The organism is Streptomyces sp. NPDC050287 (assembly GCF_044459385.1).
Classification (GTDB): Bacteria; Actinomycetota; Actinomycetes; order Streptomycetales; family Streptomycetaceae; genus Streptomyces.
Genome location: NZ_JBITIY010000002.1, coordinates 172,312 through 187,234 on the forward strand (window position 1 = coordinate 172,312; position 14,923 = coordinate 187,234).

The following is a 14,923-nucleotide window of genomic DNA, read 5'->3' on the forward strand; positions in this document are numbered from 1 at the left end:
AGGGCCTGGGTGCCGTACGACACCCAGGCCCTCGTGCGTAGGAAACCGGCCGGTGAGCCCGCCACCGTGCGGCGGCCTGCCGGCCGGCCATCGTGCAGCCCGTATCGTGCTGCCGGCTGCCGGCTGCCGTCAGCCGACCACCGTCCAGGTGTCCCCGCCCGCCAGCAGCGCGGCCAGATCCCCCTTGCCTTTCTGTTCGATCGCCGTGTCCAGCTGGTCGGCCATCTGCGTGTCGTACACCGGGCGCTCCACGGACCGCAGCACACCGATCGGGGTGTGGTGCAGGGTGTCCGGGTCCGCCAGGCGGGAGAGGGCGAAGGCGGTGGTGGGGGAGGCGGCATGGGCGTCGTGGACGAGGACGTCCGCCTCGTTGTCCGCGCTCACCGTGACCACCTTGAGGTCGCCGGTCGCCCGGTCCCGTACGACGCCCCGCGAGTTGTCCGCGCCGAAGCGGATCGGCCGGCCGTGCTCCAGCCGGATCACCGCCTCCGGTGCCGACTGCTTGTCCTTGAGCGCCTCGAAGGCGCCGTCGTTGAAGATGTTGCAGTTCTGGTAGATCTCGATCAGCGCGGTGCCGGGGTGGGCGGCCGCCTGCCGCAGCACCTCGGTCAGGTGCTTGCGGTCCGAGTCGATGGTCCGCGCGACGAACGACGCCTCCGCGCCGAGGGCGAGGGACACCGGGTTGAAGGGCGCGTCCAGCGAACCCATCGGCGTCGACTTGGTGATCTTGCCGACTTCGGAGGTGGGGCTGTACTGGCCCTTGGTCAGCCCGTAGATCCGGTTGTTGAACAGCAGGATCTTGAGGTTGACGTTGCGGCGCAGGGCATGGATCAGGTGGTTGCCGCCGATGGACAGCGCGTCGCCGTCACCGGTCACCACCCACACCGACAGGTCGCGCCTGCTGGCCGCCAGGCCGGTCGCGATCGCGGGCGCGCGACCGTGGATGGAGTGCATGCCGTACGTGTTCATGTAGTACGGGAAGCGCGACGAGCAGCCGATGCCCGAGACGAAGACGATGTTCTCCTTGGCCAGTCCCAGCTCCGGCATGAAGCCCTGGACGGCCGCCAGGATCGCGTAGTCACCGCAGCCGGGGCACCAGCGCACTTCCTGATCGGACTTGAAGTCCTTCATGGACTGGCGGGCCTCGGCCTTGGGGACGAGCGAGAGCGTCTCGATCGTGCCCGTGCCTTCCGTGGTGGTCTCAGCCATCGATGGCCTCCTTGAGTGCCGTGGCGAGCTGCTCCGCCTTGAACGGCATACCGTTGACCTGGTTGTACGAGTGGGCGTCGACCAGGTACTTCGCCCGCACCAGCGTGGCGAGCTGCCCGAGGTTCATCTCGGGGATCACCACCTTGTCGTACGCCTTCAGCACCGCGCCCAGGTTCTTCGGGAACGGGTTGAGGTGGCGCAGATGCGCCTGCGCGATGGACTCGCCGGCCGTGCGCAGCCGCCGTACCGCCGCCGTGATCGGCCCGTAGGTGGAGCCCCAGCCCAGCACCAGGGTCCGCGCGCCGTGCGGATCGTCGACCTCGATGTCCGGTACGTCGATGCCGTCGATCTTGGCCTGCCGGATGCGGACCATGAAGTCGTGGTTGGCGGGGTCGTAGGAGATGTTGCCCGTGCCGTCCTGCTTCTCGATGCCGCCGATGCGGTGTTCCAGGCCCGGCGTTCCGGGGATCGCCCACGGGCGGGCGAGGGTCTGCGGGTCACGCGTGTACGGCCAGAAGACCTCGCTGCCGTCGGCCAGGGTGTGGTTCGGCCCCTGCGCGAACTGCACCCGCAGATCCGGCAGTTCGTCCACCTCCGGGATGCGCCAGGGTTCGGAGCCGTTGGCCAGGTAGCCGTCGGACAGCAGCATCACGGGGGTGCGGTAGGTCAGCGCGATGCGGGCCGCCTCCAGGGCCGCCTCGAAGCAGTCCGCCGGGGTCTTCGGGGCGATCACCGGGACCGGGGCCTCACCGTTGCGGCCGTACATCGCCTGCAGCAGGTCCGCCTGCTCGGTCTTGGTCGGCAGACCCGTCGACGGGCCGCCACGCTGGATGTCGATCACCAGCAGGGGCAGCTCCAGCGACACGGCGAGGCCGATGGTCTCGCTCTTGAGCGCCACGCCCGGGCCGGAGGTGGTGGTGACGGCGAGCGAGCCGCCGAAGGCCGCGCCCAGGGCGGCGCCGATGCCGGCGATCTCGTCCTCGGCCTGGAAGGTCCGCACACCGAAGTTCTTGTGCTTGCTGAGCTCGTGCAGGATGTCCGAGGCCGGAGTGATCGGGTACGAGCCCAGGAACAGCGGCAGATCCGACTGCCGGGACGCGGCGACCAGCCCGTACGCCAGGGCCAGATTCCCGGAGATGTTCCGGTAGGTGCCGACCGGGAACGCCTTCGTCGCCGGCGCGATCTCGTAGGAGACCGCGAAGTCCTCCGTCGTCTCGCCGAAGTTCCAGCCCGCGCGGAAGGCGGCGATGTTCGCGGCGGCGATGTCCGGCTTCTTGGCGAACTTCGAGGTCAGGAACCTCTCCGTGCCCTCGGTGGGCCGGTGGTACATCCACGACAGCAGACCCAGCGCGAACATGTTCTTGCTGCGCTCGGCCTCCTTGCGGGTGAGGTCGAATTCCTTAAGTGCCTCGACGGTCAGGGTGGTCAGGGGGACCGGGTGGAGGTGGTACCCGTCGAGGGAGCCGTCCTCCAGCGGGGAGCTGGCGTACCCGACCTTCTGCATCGCGCGCTTGGTGAACTCGTCCGTGTTGACAATGATCTCCGCGCCCCGCGGCAGATCGCCGACGTTGGCCTTGAGGGCGGCCGGGTTCATCGCCACCAGCACGTTGGGCGCGTCGCCCGGTGTGAGGATGTCGTGATCGGCGAAGTGCAGCTGGAAGGACGAGACACCGGGCAGCGTGCCGGCGGGCGCACGGATCTCGGCGGGGAAGTTCGGCAGCGTCGACAGATCGTTGCCGAAGGAGGCCGTCTCCGAGGTGAAGCGGTCACCGGTGAGCTGCATCCCGTCACCAGAGTCGCCCGCGAAACGAATGATCACCCGGTCCAGACGGCGGACGTCCTTCGCCCCTGCCGCTTTGCGCTGCTCTCCTGCGACGGTTCCGTCGGCCTGTTCCGCTGGGCTACTGACCTGGCTGGTCACTGAACTGGACCTCCCTAGAGGCGGCTGTCTGGGAGCGACCGTCCCGCAGGCCCTCCCAGGATCAACCCTACGACGGTAAGGGTCGCCTTCCCTGGGTCATTCGCATGACGGACACGCTTTTGAGACGGTTCGACACCTGTTCGACGCCTGATTTGTCGCGTTGCCCCGTCCCCCGGCGCTTCCCTGAGGACGCTCGCTGTCGCGCGTGGGTTTTCCCTCGGTCTGCTCACGAGTTCAGGTAGGTGAGGACCGCCAGAACGCGTCGGTGGTCCCCGTCGCTCTGGGACAGTCCGAGCTTCAGGAAGATGTTGCTGACGTGCTTCTCCACGGCTCCGTCGCTCACCACCAGCTGCCGCGCGATCGCCGAGTTCGTCCGGCCCTCGGCCATCAGGCCCAGGACCTCACGCTCTCTCGGGGTGAGTCCCGCGAGCACGTCCTGCTTGCGGGAACGGCCCAGCAGCTGCGCGACGACCTCCGGGTCGAGGGCCGTGCCGCCCTCGGCCACCCGCACCACCGCGTCCACGAACTCACGCACCTCGGCTACCCGGTCCTTCAGCAGATAGCCGACGCCACGACTGGAACCGGCCAGCAGTTCGGTTGCGTAGCGCTCCTCCACGTACTGCGACAGCACGAGCACCCCGAGTCCCGGATGCGCCTTGCGCAGCTGGACCGCCGCCCGGACCCCTTCGTCGGTGTGCGTCGGCGGCATCCGTACGTCGGCGACGACGACATCCGGCAGTTCGCCCTGCGCTTCCAGCTCGGTGATGGTCTTGATCAACGCCTCACCGTCACCCACCCCCGCCACGACATCGTGCCCCCGGTCGGTCAGCAACCGGGTCAGGCCCTCCCTGAGCAGCACTGAATCCTCGGCGATGACCACCTGCACCCTGTCCTCCACGATTCTTGGCCCCCGTGCCCCTGTAACGGACCGATCCCCGCCCCGGCCCCGTCCCCATCCGTTGGCCCTCAGTATCCCGCGATCGGCCGCATCGCACCGGGCCTGTGGACAACTGCCTGACGTGCGGGCGGATTTGCGGCGGGTTCTTGGCGGGTTCGCGGCGGGTTCGCGGCGGGTTCGCGGCGGAGGGTGCTCGGTCGGGCGGGGGTGGGGGAGGGTGCTCGGTCGGGTGGGGGCGGGGGTGCCGGTGGAGGTAGGGGTGCCGGTGTGAGTGGGGGTGGCGGTAGCGGTGGCGGTTGGGGGTGCGCCTGCGGCATTGCGGTGCGCCTGCGGCCTGCAGCGTGCGGCAGCGCGCTCTCTTCGGGGGCTCGGATGTCCCCTTCGGGCCCCTAGCGTGGCCTCGGGGTTTGACTCCCCGGCCCGGCGTCGGTCCCTGATCCGCGGCAAACCGCGGATCAGGGACCGACGCCGCCATTGCCGGCAGCCGGACCTACACCGCCCGCCAAGGAAGTTCCGCGGTGATCCGCGTCGGACCCCCGGGAGGGGAGTCGACCACCAGGATTCCGTCCACCGCGTCCAGCCGGTCGGCCAGGCCGCCCAGGCCTGAGCCGGATGAGGGGTCCGCGCCACCGACGCCGTCGTCGACGACCTGCAGCATCAGGCGGTTCTCCACTCGCCAGACGTCGACCGAGGCCCAGGTGGCCTGCGCGTGCTTGCTGATGTTCTGCAGCAGCTCCGACACCGTGAAGTACGCGATGCCCTCGATCGCCGGCGCCGGTCGCGACGGCAGATCCACCTCCACCTGCACGGGAACCGTGCACCGCGACGCGACCGCGGACAGGGCGGCATCCAGACCGCGGTCCGTCAGCACGGCCGGATGGATGCCCCGCGCCAGATCCCGCAACTCCTGCAGCGCCGTCTTCACCTCGCCGTGGGCGTCGTCCACCATCCGCGCCGCCGCCTGCCTGTCCTCCGCCAGCTTCTCCTTCGCCAGCCCCAGATCCATCGCCAGCGCCACCAGCCGCGCCTGCGCCCCGTCGTGCAGATCCCGCTCGATGCGCCGCAGGTCCGCCGCCGCCGTATCGACCACGATCCCCCGGTCCGACTCCAGCTCCACCACGCGCGCCGACAGCCGTGTCGGCCCGAGCAGCCCGTGCACGAGCAGCCGGTCCACCATCGTCAACGCTCGCACGACCCACGGCGTGGCCAGTGTGAACAACACCCCCACCAGCGCGGTCACGGTGATCTCGAACGGATTGTCGAGGTAGATGCGGTGCGTCTCGTCACCGTACAACTGGATCCCGTCCTGACCGGCGAAGAGTGGGAAGACCCAGAACCACAGCGGGTACGTCATCAGCGTCCAGCCGAGCGCGAAGAAGTTCACGACGACCGCGAAGGAGAACACCGACCACGGCAGAGAGAACAGCGAGTACAGCGCGCTCCGCCATGAGGTGCCGCTCTTCAGGACCGCCCCCATCCAGGCCAGCGCGCCCTGCTTCTTCATCCGCAGCGGCTCGGGTTCGCCCACATCGAGGCCCAGCAGCCCCCGCGCGCGGGCCCGCTCCAGCGATCCGAGGCCCCGGCAGCCGGCCAGCCCTGCCGCCAGCACGGGTATCCCGAGGAATGTCACGAGCAGGCCCACGCCGAGCGTGACCATCGTGATGGTGTACACGAAGAGCAGGATGCTGATCGGCAGGCTCAGCAGCACATACGTCAGCTCGCGCCAGCTGCGTGCCTCGAACGGTGTCCGCAGCCCGGTCGGCAGGCGGTGTCGCCGTACCTCCTCGGAGAACGCGAGCCCGTTGTCGTGCCCATGGCCGTGCCCGTAGTCCTGCCCGTAGCCCTGCCCATAGTCCGTGGCCATCGGCGTTGTCCTTCTCCCTTGTCCCTGCGGTTGTGTCGTCGTACCTCCACCCTGCTCGGCCCGGAGCCCGTGGACCATGGAGTCCGTCGGCGTCTCGGGAGGGGGGTTTTCCCTACCTCTTCTCCTCTGCAGAGCCGGCCGATTCTTCTCTGCAAAGCAGGCCGAACGGTCCCGCTTGTCCTCAGCCCCACCGATCGGGCCCGCTTCTCGTCAGAGCACGTCGAGCGATCAGGCCCACTTCTCCGCCGGCCCCGCCGAGCGATCAGGCCCGCTTCCCCTCAGGCCCCGCCGAGCGATCAGGCCCGCTTCCCCTCAGGCCCCGCCGAGCGGTCCCGCCACGGCAGTTCCGCCGTGACGACCGTGGGGCCGCCCGGGGGCGAGTCGATGACGAACAGGCCGTCCACGGCGTCCAGGCGGTCGGCGAGGCCGCGCATGCCCGTACCGCCGTCGAGGCGGGCGCCCCCGCGGCCGTCGTCCCAGACCTGGATCAGCAGTCGGTCGTCCGACCGCCACACCTCCACCGACGCCGACTTCGCGCCGCTGTGCTTGCTGACGTTCTGCAGCAGTTCCGAGACGGTGAAGTAGGCGATGCCCTCGATGGCCGCGACCGGTCTGGAATCCAGGTCCGCCGTCACCTTCACCGGCACGGTGCAGCGGGAGGCGACCGACGACAGGGCGGCATCCAGACCCCGGTCCGTGAGGACGGCCGGATGAATGCCCCGGGCGAGGTCCCGCAGCTCCTGCAGCGCGAGTTTCACCTCGCCGTGCGCCTCCTCGACCATCGCCGCCACGAGCTTGTCGTCCGTGTGGCCGTCCAGCAGCTTCTCCTTGGCCATGCCCAGCCCCATCGCCAGATTGACCAGCCGGGCCTGCGCTCCGTCGTGCAGGTCGCGCTCGATGCGCCGCAGGTCGGCGGCGGCCGTGTCCACCACGACCCCCCGGTCGGACTCCAGCTCGGCAATCCGCCGCTCCAGTTCGTCAGAGGGCGACAACAGCCCGCGCACCATCGCCCGGTCCACGTTGGTCAGCCCCCGCGCTATGAACGGCAGCACCGGCCACAGCACGAACAGCGAGGTCAGCGTGAAAGCGAAGGTGAAGATGCCCCAGGGCAGCCGGACCAGGTCGTACAGCATCGTCCGCCAGCCGACCGGGTCCTTCAGCCTCATCCACAGCCGCTGGAGGAACCCGAAGCCCTTTCTGCCGCCCAGCCGCAGCGGGCTCGGCTCGTCCACCCGGACCCCGAGCAGCGCCCTGGCCCGTGCCCGCTCCAGCCGGCCCAGCCACCGGGCGCCCATCAGCCCGGCCGCGAGCAGCGGGAACCCGATCACCGTGACGGTGAGCCCGGCTCCGACGGACAGCACCGTCACGACGTAGACGAAGCCGATCAGTGCCATCGGAAGGTTCGCCAGCAGGTGCGCGATCTCCTTCCAGGTGTGCCGTGGGAAGGCGAAACGGGCCGGTGGCAGGCGGTCGCTGTCCGCTTCCACGGAGGGGCTCGAGGCCGGGAGTCGTTCGGTCATACGGGTCAGCGTGCCGCGCCGCGGCCCGCCGCGCCATGAGGTGGACCGCCACGATCCACTGGGGAAAACCCCACCCCCACCACCTGCCTCTTCCCTCAGGCAGTGACGGGCTGCTTACGCTTTCTTTAGCAGGGCCTAGACTCCCGTGCGTACAGATCGTCGAACAGAGTCCAGGTCACAGAGTCCAGGTCAGGGAGCGAGGGACGGGCGTGCCGGAACCGACCGTTGTCGAGTCGACCGCTGTCAACGCGACCGTCGTCGCGGCTGACTACTTCCAGTCGTACTCGGTCGTCGGACTGCTCGCCGTGGTCGGCGTGCTGTTCGTCGCTGTCGCCTTCGGTGCCGGACGCCTGCTGCGACCCGTGGTCCCCACGCCCGAGAAGCTGCTGACGTACGAGTGCGGGGTCGACCCCGTCGGCGAGGGCTGGGCGCACACCCAGGTCCGCTACTACGTCTACGCGTTCCTGTACGTCATCTTCGCCGTCGACTCGATCTTCCTGTTCCCCTGGGCCACGGTCTTCGCCGCCCCCGGCTACGGCGCGACGACCCTCGTGGAAATGTTCATCTTCCTCGGCTTCCTGGCCGCGGGCCTGCTGTACGCATACAAGAAGGGCGTCCTGACATGGACGTGACCCCCACTCCTTCCGAGCCTGTTCTGCTTCCGGAGCCGAAGCGGCTGGGCGCCCTCGCGCGCCTGGCCCCCGAGCCGATGAAGGTGGTCCTGAACTGGGGCCGCCGCTACTCCCTCTGGGTCTTCAACTTCGGCCTCGCCTGCTGCGCGATCGAGTTCATCGCCGCGTCCATGGCCCGCCACGACTTCATCCGCCTCGGCGTGATCCCCTTCGCGCCCGGCCCGCGCCAGGCCGACCTGATGGTCGTCTCCGGAACGGTCACGGACAAGATGGCGCCGGCCGTGAAGCGCCTCTACGAACAGATGCCCGAGCCGAAGTATGTGATCTCCTTCGGCGCGTGCTCCAACTGCGGCGGCCCGTACTGGGACTCGTACTCCGTAACCAAGGGCGTCGACCAGATCATCCCGGTGGACGTGTACGTCCCCGGCTGCCCGCCCCGCCCCGAGGCGCTGCTCCAGGGGATCCTCAAGCTCCAGGAGAAGATCGCGCGGGAGTCGCTGGGGGAGCGGTACGGGTACGGCTCCGGTGCGGTACCCGACGCGGGGCGCCCGTCGGCGGCTGCGCTGGAGAGCGGGCTGGTGCGGGGGCCGGGCACGGACTCCGGGGCGGGTGCGGCCTCGGATGCGGCTCCGGGGCCGCGTGCGGCTGAGGGACCGGGCTCAGGTTCGGCTTCGGGGCCGGGGGAGGGCCGATGACCGTGGTCGGCTGGCTGCCCGCTCCCGTCGAGGACCTGTTCGGTACGGAGGCCACAGCCGAGGAATCGTACGAGGTCCTGACGGTCGACGTACCGCCCGTGTCCTGGCTCCCGGCGCTGGAGACGGCCCGCGACCGACTGGCCTGCACCTACTTCGACTGGCTGAGCGCGGTCGACGAACCCGGCGTGGGCTTCCGCGTCGCGGCGCACGTCGTGGCGCTGTCGCCCGTACGACGGCTTCTGCTCCGTACGACAGTCCCGCACGCGGCCCCCGTTCTGCCCAGTGCTGTGAACGTGTTCGCGGGCGCGGCCTGGCACGAACGCGAGACGCACGAGATGTTCGGCGTCGACTTCGAGGGCCACCCCGCCCTGGACCACCTCCTGCTCCCAGAGGGCTTCGAGGGCCACCCCCTTCGCAAGGACTTCGTCCTCGCCGCCCGCGTGGCCAAGGCCTGGCCCGGCGCGAAGGAACCGGGCGAGTCCGAACACGGCGGTCCCAAGCGTCGCCAGATGCTTCCCCCGGGTGTCCCCGACCCGAACGAATGGGGCCCACTGAAAGGCCAGCTCCCGCCCGCTCCGGCCCGCCCGGCACGGGGAGCGGGACGCGCGGCGGGCGAGCGTCCGTCCCGTACGGCCGGTGACCGACCCGCACGTGCGGCAGGGGAACGTCCGACTGCTGGGACCGGGGAGCGCCCGGTACGTCGGGCGCGGTCGGCGTCGGAGGGATCGACGAGCCAGGTGACAGCGGCGGGAGACCAGGGCGCCCAGGGATTCCAGGGACCGGAGGGGGAGACGGAGGCGGCTCCGGCCACGCCGACGGCCCCTGCTCCGGAGTCTGCGGCTGCTCCAGGTTCTCCGGCCGGTGCGCCGCGTCGTACACGGTCGGCGTCGGAAGGATCGGCGAGCCAAGCTGCCCAGACAAAGGAGTCGAGGGAGTCCGGGGCAGGAAGCCAGGGCGAGGAAGGGGCAGCGCCGGCCGCGGACGCTCCGCATGTACCGGGGACCCCGGCCGGCCCGCGCCGCGCACGCTCGGTAGCAGGGGGCTCGGCGTCGCAGCGCGCGCAGACTCCGTCGACCGAGGCCACGCCCAGCCGCCCCACCACCGCACCCCGCAGCTCGGACGCCCCCTGGCATCAAGCCCGCCCAGCTTTCGAGAAGCCGGCCCCGACCCCGTCGGAGGACCGGCCGACCACGGAACGACAGCCCGCGGCGGAGCCGATCCGCCCGGCCACAGAGCCGGGCCCGGCGGTGAAGGACTCGGCCGTCGAAGCGGCTCTTGCCGAGGAGCCCGAGCCTGCCGACACAGCCGCCACACCTGAGCCGGCCAACACAGCCAACACAGCCCAGCCCGCCGACGCCCCCTCGAACGAAGCCGGTCCGCAACCGTCAGCCGAAGCCGAAGCCGAAGCCGAAGCCGAAGCCGAAGCCGAAGCCGAAGCCGAAGCCGAAGCCGAAGCCAGCACTGGCACAGGCATCGGCACCGGCGCCGACGAACCCCCCAACCCCACGCCTGGACCTACCGCCTCCGAAGACCCCACCCCCGCCCCTCCGACCAAGACCCCCGAAGACCCGGACACCCAAGGAGGCCCGCAGTGAACGACGCTCTCGACGTCGCCCTGCGACTCCTGATCGTCTTCGTCGTCTTCCTGACCTTCCCGCTGATCGTCGGTCAGACGGAGCACAAGGTCATGGCCCACATGCAGGGCCGCCTCGGCCCCATGTACGCCGGCGGCTTCCACGGCTGGGCCCAACTCGTCGCCGACGGCGTGAAGTTCGCACAGAAGGAAGATGTCGTCCCGGCGGGTGCGGACCGCCGTATCTTCCAACTCGCCCCCGCCGTCGCCCTCCTCCCGTATCTACTGGTCCTCCTCGCCATCCCCATCGGCCCGAGCGAGGGCGCCGTAGGGGAAGTCATCGACGCGGGCGTCTTCTTCGTCCTCGCGGTGATGGGGGTGGGCGTCCTCGGCTCGCTCATGGCCGGCTGGGCCTCCGCCAACAAGTTCTCCCTCCTCGGCGGCCTGCGCACCGCCGCCCAGCTCCTCGCCTACGAACTCCCGATGCTGCTCACCGCCGCCTCGGTGGCGATGGCAGCCGGGACCGTGTCGATCCCTGGCATCCTCGACGCCTTCAGGTGGTGGTGGCTGCCCTGGCAGATCGTCGGCGCGATCGTCTTCTTCGTGGCCGGGCTGGCCGAACTACAACGGCCCCCGTTCGACATGCCCGTCGCCGACTCGGAGATCATCTTCGGCGCGTACACCGAGTACACCGGCCTCCGCTTCGCCCTGTTCCTCCTCGCCGAGTACGCCGGAATCGTCGTCCTGTGCGGCCTGACCACCGTCCTTTTCCTGGGCGGCTGGCACGGCCCCTGGGGTGCCGACGGCCTCGGCTGGGTCTGGACCCTCCTGAAGACAGCCGTGCTCGCCTTCGTCGTCATCTGGCTGCGCGTCACCTACCCCCGCCTCCGCGAGGACCAGCTCCAGAAGCTCTCCTGGACCCTCCTCGTCCCCCTCTCCCTCGCCCAGATCGCCCTCACCGGCATCGTCAAGGTGGTGATCCAGTAGCCATGTCCCGCCCGTCACCCGGCCACCACCCCTCAACGACGCCCTCCGGGCGGCCCCGCCTGTCGATCCCCGGCAGCGGGCTCGCCAAGGGCCTTGCCGTCACCCTCCGCACGATGACGAAGAAGACCGTCACCGAGCAGTACCCGGACGCCCAGCCCGACCTCCCGCCCCGCACCCGGGGCGTCATCGGGCTGTTCGAGGAGAACTGCACGGTCTGCATGCTGTGCGCCCGAGAGTGCCCGGACTGGTGTATCTACATCGACTCCCACAAGGAGACGGTCCCGGCCGCCGCCCCCGGCGGCCGCGAGCGCAGCCGCAATGTCCTCGACCGCTTCGCCATCGACTTCTCCCTGTGCATGTACTGCGGTATCTGCATCGAGGTCTGTCCTTTCGACGCCCTGTTCTGGTCCCCGGAGTTCGAGTACGCCGAGACCGACATCCGCGACCTCACCCACGAGCGCGACAAGCTCCGCGAATGGATGTGGACCGTCCCGGCCCCGCCCGCCCTCGACCCCGGCGCGGAGGAACCGAAGGAGATCGCCGCCGCCCGTAAGACCGCGGAGAAGCTGGCGGCCGCGCAGCCCGAGCCGCAGGAGGGGGAATCGTGAGCCTTGCCGCCGAGACCCACGGCTTCCTCTCCCCGACCGGCGTCGAGATCGCCTTCCTCCTCGTCGGCCTGGTCACCTTCGGCGCCGCGCTGGTCACCGTCACCACCAAGCAGCTGGTGCACGCCGCCCTGTGGCTGGTGGTCGCTCTCGGTGGCCTCGCCGTGGAGTACCTCCTGCTCACCGCCGAGTTCATCGCCTGGGTGCAGGTCCTGATCTATGTCGGTTCCGTGGTCGTCCTCCTTCTGTTCGGTCTGATGCTCACCAAAGCGCCCATCGGCCACTCCCCGGACGCCGACTCCGGCAACCGCTGGGCCGCCCTCACCGTCGCCGTCGCCGCCGCGGCCGCCCTGATCTGGGTCGTCGTCGACGCCTTCCGCACAACCTGGATCGACCTTGACGGCCCCGCCGCCGGCTCCACCGGCGCCACCGGCGCCAGCCTCTTCCAGAACTGGGTCCTCCCCTTCGAGGCCCTCTCCGTCCTCCTCCTCGCCGCCCTCGTCGGCGCGATCGTCCTCTCCCGTAAATCGAAGGCCGAAGCGGGCCGAGCCACCGCGGGCAGGGCAGACACGGGCCAAGCCACCGCGGGCAAGGCCGACCGGGAAGGAACGCCCTGATGCATCTCGCGTATCCCGCGGTCCTCTCCGCCCTCCTCTTCTGCACCGGCCTGTACGGCGTCCTCGCCCGCCGCAACGCGATCCTGGTCCTGATGTCCGTCGAGCTGATGCTCAACGCCGTCAACCTCAACCTCGTCGCCTTCGACGTCTGGCTCAGCAAGGCCGCCGAGGAGACCCTGCACTCCGGCCAGGCCCTGACCCTCTTCACCATCGCCATCGCCGCCGCTGAGATCGGCATCGGCCTGGCGATCGTCCTCGCCGTCCACCGCAACCGCGGCACCGCCGACATCGACAAGCTCCGCGACACCGCCGAGGGCCACGGGAGTCACCCGGCCGACGGCTCCGGCAGCGACGCCGCCACGGCCGAGCAGGCCGACCGGACCGGGAAGGCTGAGGCCACCGCGTGACCACGACCACCCTCGCCGTCCTCGTCCCCCTCCTTCCGTTCCTGGGCGCCGCCGCCGGTCTGCTCCTGGGCCGCACGGCCCCCGGCTTCGTACGCCCGCTGGCCCTCCTGCCCGTACTCGCCTCCTTCGCCCTCGCCGTGGTGGTCGCTGTTCGCCAGGGCGGCGACCAGGCCGTCGACGCCGCCACCGAGCTCACGCCCACCGGCTCGGTCCCCATCGAACTCGCCCTGCACATCGACGGCTTCGCCGCCCTTGTCGCCGTCCTGGTCGGCTTCGTCGCCACCTGCGTGCAGGTCTACTCGACGGGCTATCTGCGCGACGACCCGCGCTACCCCTCGTACGCCGCCCTCGTCTCCCTCTTCACCTCCGCGATGCTGCTCGTCGTCTACTCCGGCGACCTGATCGTGCTGCTGGTCGGCTGGGAGGTCATGGGCATCTGCTCCTACTTCCTGGTCGGCCACTACTGGGAGACCCCGGAGGCCCGCGCCGCCTCCCTCAAGGCCTTCCTGGTGACCAAGCTCGGCGACGTCCCCTTCCTCATCGGTCTGTTCGCCCTGGCCACCGACGCAGGGTCCTTCCGGATCACGAGGGTCCTCGGCGCCGTCGCGCACGGCGGACTCGACCACCCGACGCTCATCGCCCTGCTGCTCCTGGCCGGTGTGGCGGGCAAGTCGGCGCAGTTCCCGCTGCACACCTGGCTCCCCGACGCGATGGCGGGCCCGACGCCCGTATCCGCGCTGATCCACGCCGCGACGATGGTCGCCGCCGGTGTCTACTTCATCGCCAGGCTCCTTCCCGTCTTCGAGGCCTCCCGGGCCGCGATGCTCGTCCTCGCCGTCATGGCCGCCGTCACGATGACCGGCTCGGCGCTCGCCGCGCTGGCCCAGGACGACATCAAGCGCGTCCTCGCCTACTCGACCATCGGCCAGCTCGGCTACATGACCGGCGCCCTCGCCGTCGGCGACCGCGGAGCCGCCGTCTTCCACCTCCTCTCACACGGCGCCTTCAAGGCGCTGCTGTTCCTCGCGGCCGGCGTGATCATCCACTCCGCCGGCACCAACTCACTGGCCGCCATGTCCCGCATGAGCCATCTGCGCGACCGCGTCCCCGACGCCTTCTGGACGATGACCGTGGCGCTCCTCGCGCTCGCCGCCATCCCGCCCTTCAGCGGCTTCTTCTCCAAGGAGTCCGTCCTCGGCGCCGCAGAGCACGTCGCCACCGGCCACACCGAGCACGCTCCCGGCGCCGCCGGCTGGACCGTCCTCCTCTCCGGACTCCTCACGGCCCTGCTCACCGCCGCGTACGCGACCCGGCTGTGGCTGCTGGCCTTCCGCGGCCGGGGCGCCGACGCTCCCGACCACGGAAGGCAGCCCCTCCCCATGACTGTGGTGCTGTGGGTCCTGGCCGTTCCGTCTCTCGCCCTCGGCGCGTTCGCCTACCGCACACTGCCCGACTGGTTCGACGGCCGAGACCTGACCCCGACCCTCACCACTTCCGTCCTCGGCACGGGTGTGGCCCTGGTCGGCGGGCTCGTCACCTACGCGGCCTGGCGGCACACCACCGCTCTCGCGCTCCGCGTCCCACTGGGCGCGGTCGCGGCCCACCCCGAGGGCGACGCCGGGCAGGTGGAGGCCGAGGCCATCGCCAGCCACACGCCCGCGTACGGTGACGTGGCCTACGCGCCCGACCCGGCGGACCCGGGCCGTCTCCTGCTCGGCCCGCTGCACCGCCACGCGGCCGTCGGCTTCCACCTCGACGCGGTGTACACGGCCCTCTTCGTCCGCCCGGTTCAGGCCGGCGCCACCCTCGTCCGGTTCCTCGACCGCGAGGTCGTCGAGACATACGTACGCGGCGCGGGTGCCCTGCCCCGACTGCTCGGGGCCGCCGTACGACGTGCCCAGACCGGCAATCTGCAGACCTATGTGAGCGCGCTGCTCGCCGGCACCGTTGTCCTGGTGGTCGCCGCCGTCCTCGTCGCCACGGGAGCGTGAGCAG

Annotated in this window: 13 protein-coding genes; 8 read left to right on the plus strand and 5 right to left on the minus strand. The window is 70.5% G+C overall.

The window, feature by feature from the left end:
- Window positions 1-129: 129 nt before the first annotated feature.
- The 5 genes from ACIBK3_RS06090 to ACIBK3_RS06110 all read right to left on the minus strand — a co-directional run bounded on the left by ACIBK3_RS06090 (window position 130) and on the right by ACIBK3_RS06110 (window position 7,412).
- Entirely contained in the window at window positions 130-1,209 is a 1,080-nt protein-coding gene (locus ACIBK3_RS06090) for a 2-oxoacid:ferredoxin oxidoreductase subunit beta (RefSeq protein WP_399362407.1), read from the minus strand.
- On the minus strand, window positions 1,202-3,130 hold the full coding sequence (locus ACIBK3_RS06095) for a 2-oxoacid:acceptor oxidoreductase subunit alpha (protein WP_399362409.1): 1,929 nt from the start codon (window positions 3,128-3,130) through the stop codon (window positions 1,202-1,204). Before ACIBK3_RS06095 ends, ACIBK3_RS06090 begins: the two co-directional genes overlap by 8 nt.
- 226 nt (window positions 3,131-3,356) lie before the next feature.
- Window positions 3,357-4,016: a LuxR C-terminal-related transcriptional regulator gene (locus ACIBK3_RS06100; protein ID WP_399363928.1), complete on the minus strand. Its 660-nt coding sequence runs from the start codon at window positions 4,014-4,016 to the stop codon at window positions 3,357-3,359.
- Window positions 4,017-4,518: 502 nt separating this feature from the next.
- Window positions 4,519-5,892 (minus strand): sensor histidine kinase, encoded by a 1,374-nt coding sequence (locus ACIBK3_RS06105; RefSeq protein ID WP_399362410.1) that lies wholly within the window; start codon window positions 5,890-5,892, stop codon window positions 4,519-4,521.
- 296 nt (window positions 5,893-6,188) lie between these two features.
- The gene (locus tag ACIBK3_RS06110) at window positions 6,189-7,412 is read right to left on the minus strand and encodes a sensor histidine kinase (RefSeq protein ID WP_399362412.1); all 1,224 of its coding nucleotides are present in this window, start codon (window positions 7,410-7,412) and stop codon (window positions 6,189-6,191) included.
- A gap of 209 nt (window positions 7,413-7,621) precedes the next feature.
- On the opposite strand from ACIBK3_RS06110, the gene ACIBK3_RS06115 reads away from it, so the two are divergent.
- From ACIBK3_RS06115 to ACIBK3_RS06150, 8 genes are all read left to right on the plus strand, one after another.
- The gene (locus tag ACIBK3_RS06115; RefSeq protein WP_399362414.1) at window positions 7,622-8,044 is read left to right on the plus strand and encodes an NADH-quinone oxidoreductase subunit A; all 423 of its coding nucleotides are present in this window, start codon (window positions 7,622-7,624) and stop codon (window positions 8,042-8,044) included.
- Window positions 8,035-8,739, plus strand: coding sequence for an NADH-quinone oxidoreductase subunit B (locus ACIBK3_RS06120; protein WP_399362416.1), 705 nt, complete (start codon window positions 8,035-8,037; stop codon window positions 8,737-8,739). Before ACIBK3_RS06115 ends, ACIBK3_RS06120 begins: the two co-directional genes overlap by 10 nt.
- Window positions 8,736-10,334, plus strand: a complete 1,599-nt coding sequence (locus ACIBK3_RS06125) for an NADH-quinone oxidoreductase subunit C (RefSeq protein WP_399362418.1) — start codon at window positions 8,736-8,738, stop codon at window positions 10,332-10,334. Before ACIBK3_RS06120 ends, ACIBK3_RS06125 begins: the two co-directional genes overlap by 4 nt.
- Entirely contained in the window at window positions 10,331-11,299 is a 969-nt protein-coding gene (locus tag ACIBK3_RS06130) for an NADH-quinone oxidoreductase subunit H (protein ID WP_399362420.1), read from the plus strand. The genes ACIBK3_RS06125 and ACIBK3_RS06130 overlap by 4 nt, the downstream gene beginning before the upstream one ends.
- A gap of 113 nt (window positions 11,300-11,412) precedes the next feature.
- Window positions 11,413-11,907, plus strand: coding sequence for a 4Fe-4S binding protein (locus ACIBK3_RS06135; protein WP_399363930.1), 495 nt, complete (start codon window positions 11,413-11,415; stop codon window positions 11,905-11,907).
- A complete protein-coding gene (locus ACIBK3_RS06140) occupies window positions 11,904-12,521 on the plus strand; it encodes an NADH-quinone oxidoreductase subunit J (RefSeq protein ID WP_399362422.1) in 618 nt (205 codons plus the stop codon). Before ACIBK3_RS06135 ends, ACIBK3_RS06140 begins: the two co-directional genes overlap by 4 nt.
- A complete protein-coding gene (gene nuoK / locus ACIBK3_RS06145) occupies window positions 12,521-12,928 on the plus strand; it encodes an NADH-quinone oxidoreductase subunit NuoK (protein WP_399362424.1) in 408 nt (135 codons plus the stop codon). The genes ACIBK3_RS06140 and nuoK overlap by 1 nt, the downstream gene beginning before the upstream one ends.
- Window positions 12,925-14,919, plus strand: a complete 1,995-nt coding sequence (locus tag ACIBK3_RS06150; protein ID WP_399362426.1) for an NADH-quinone oxidoreductase subunit L — start codon at window positions 12,925-12,927, stop codon at window positions 14,917-14,919. Before nuoK ends, ACIBK3_RS06150 begins: the two co-directional genes overlap by 4 nt.
- The last annotated feature ends 4 nt before the right edge of the window (window positions 14,920-14,923 follow it).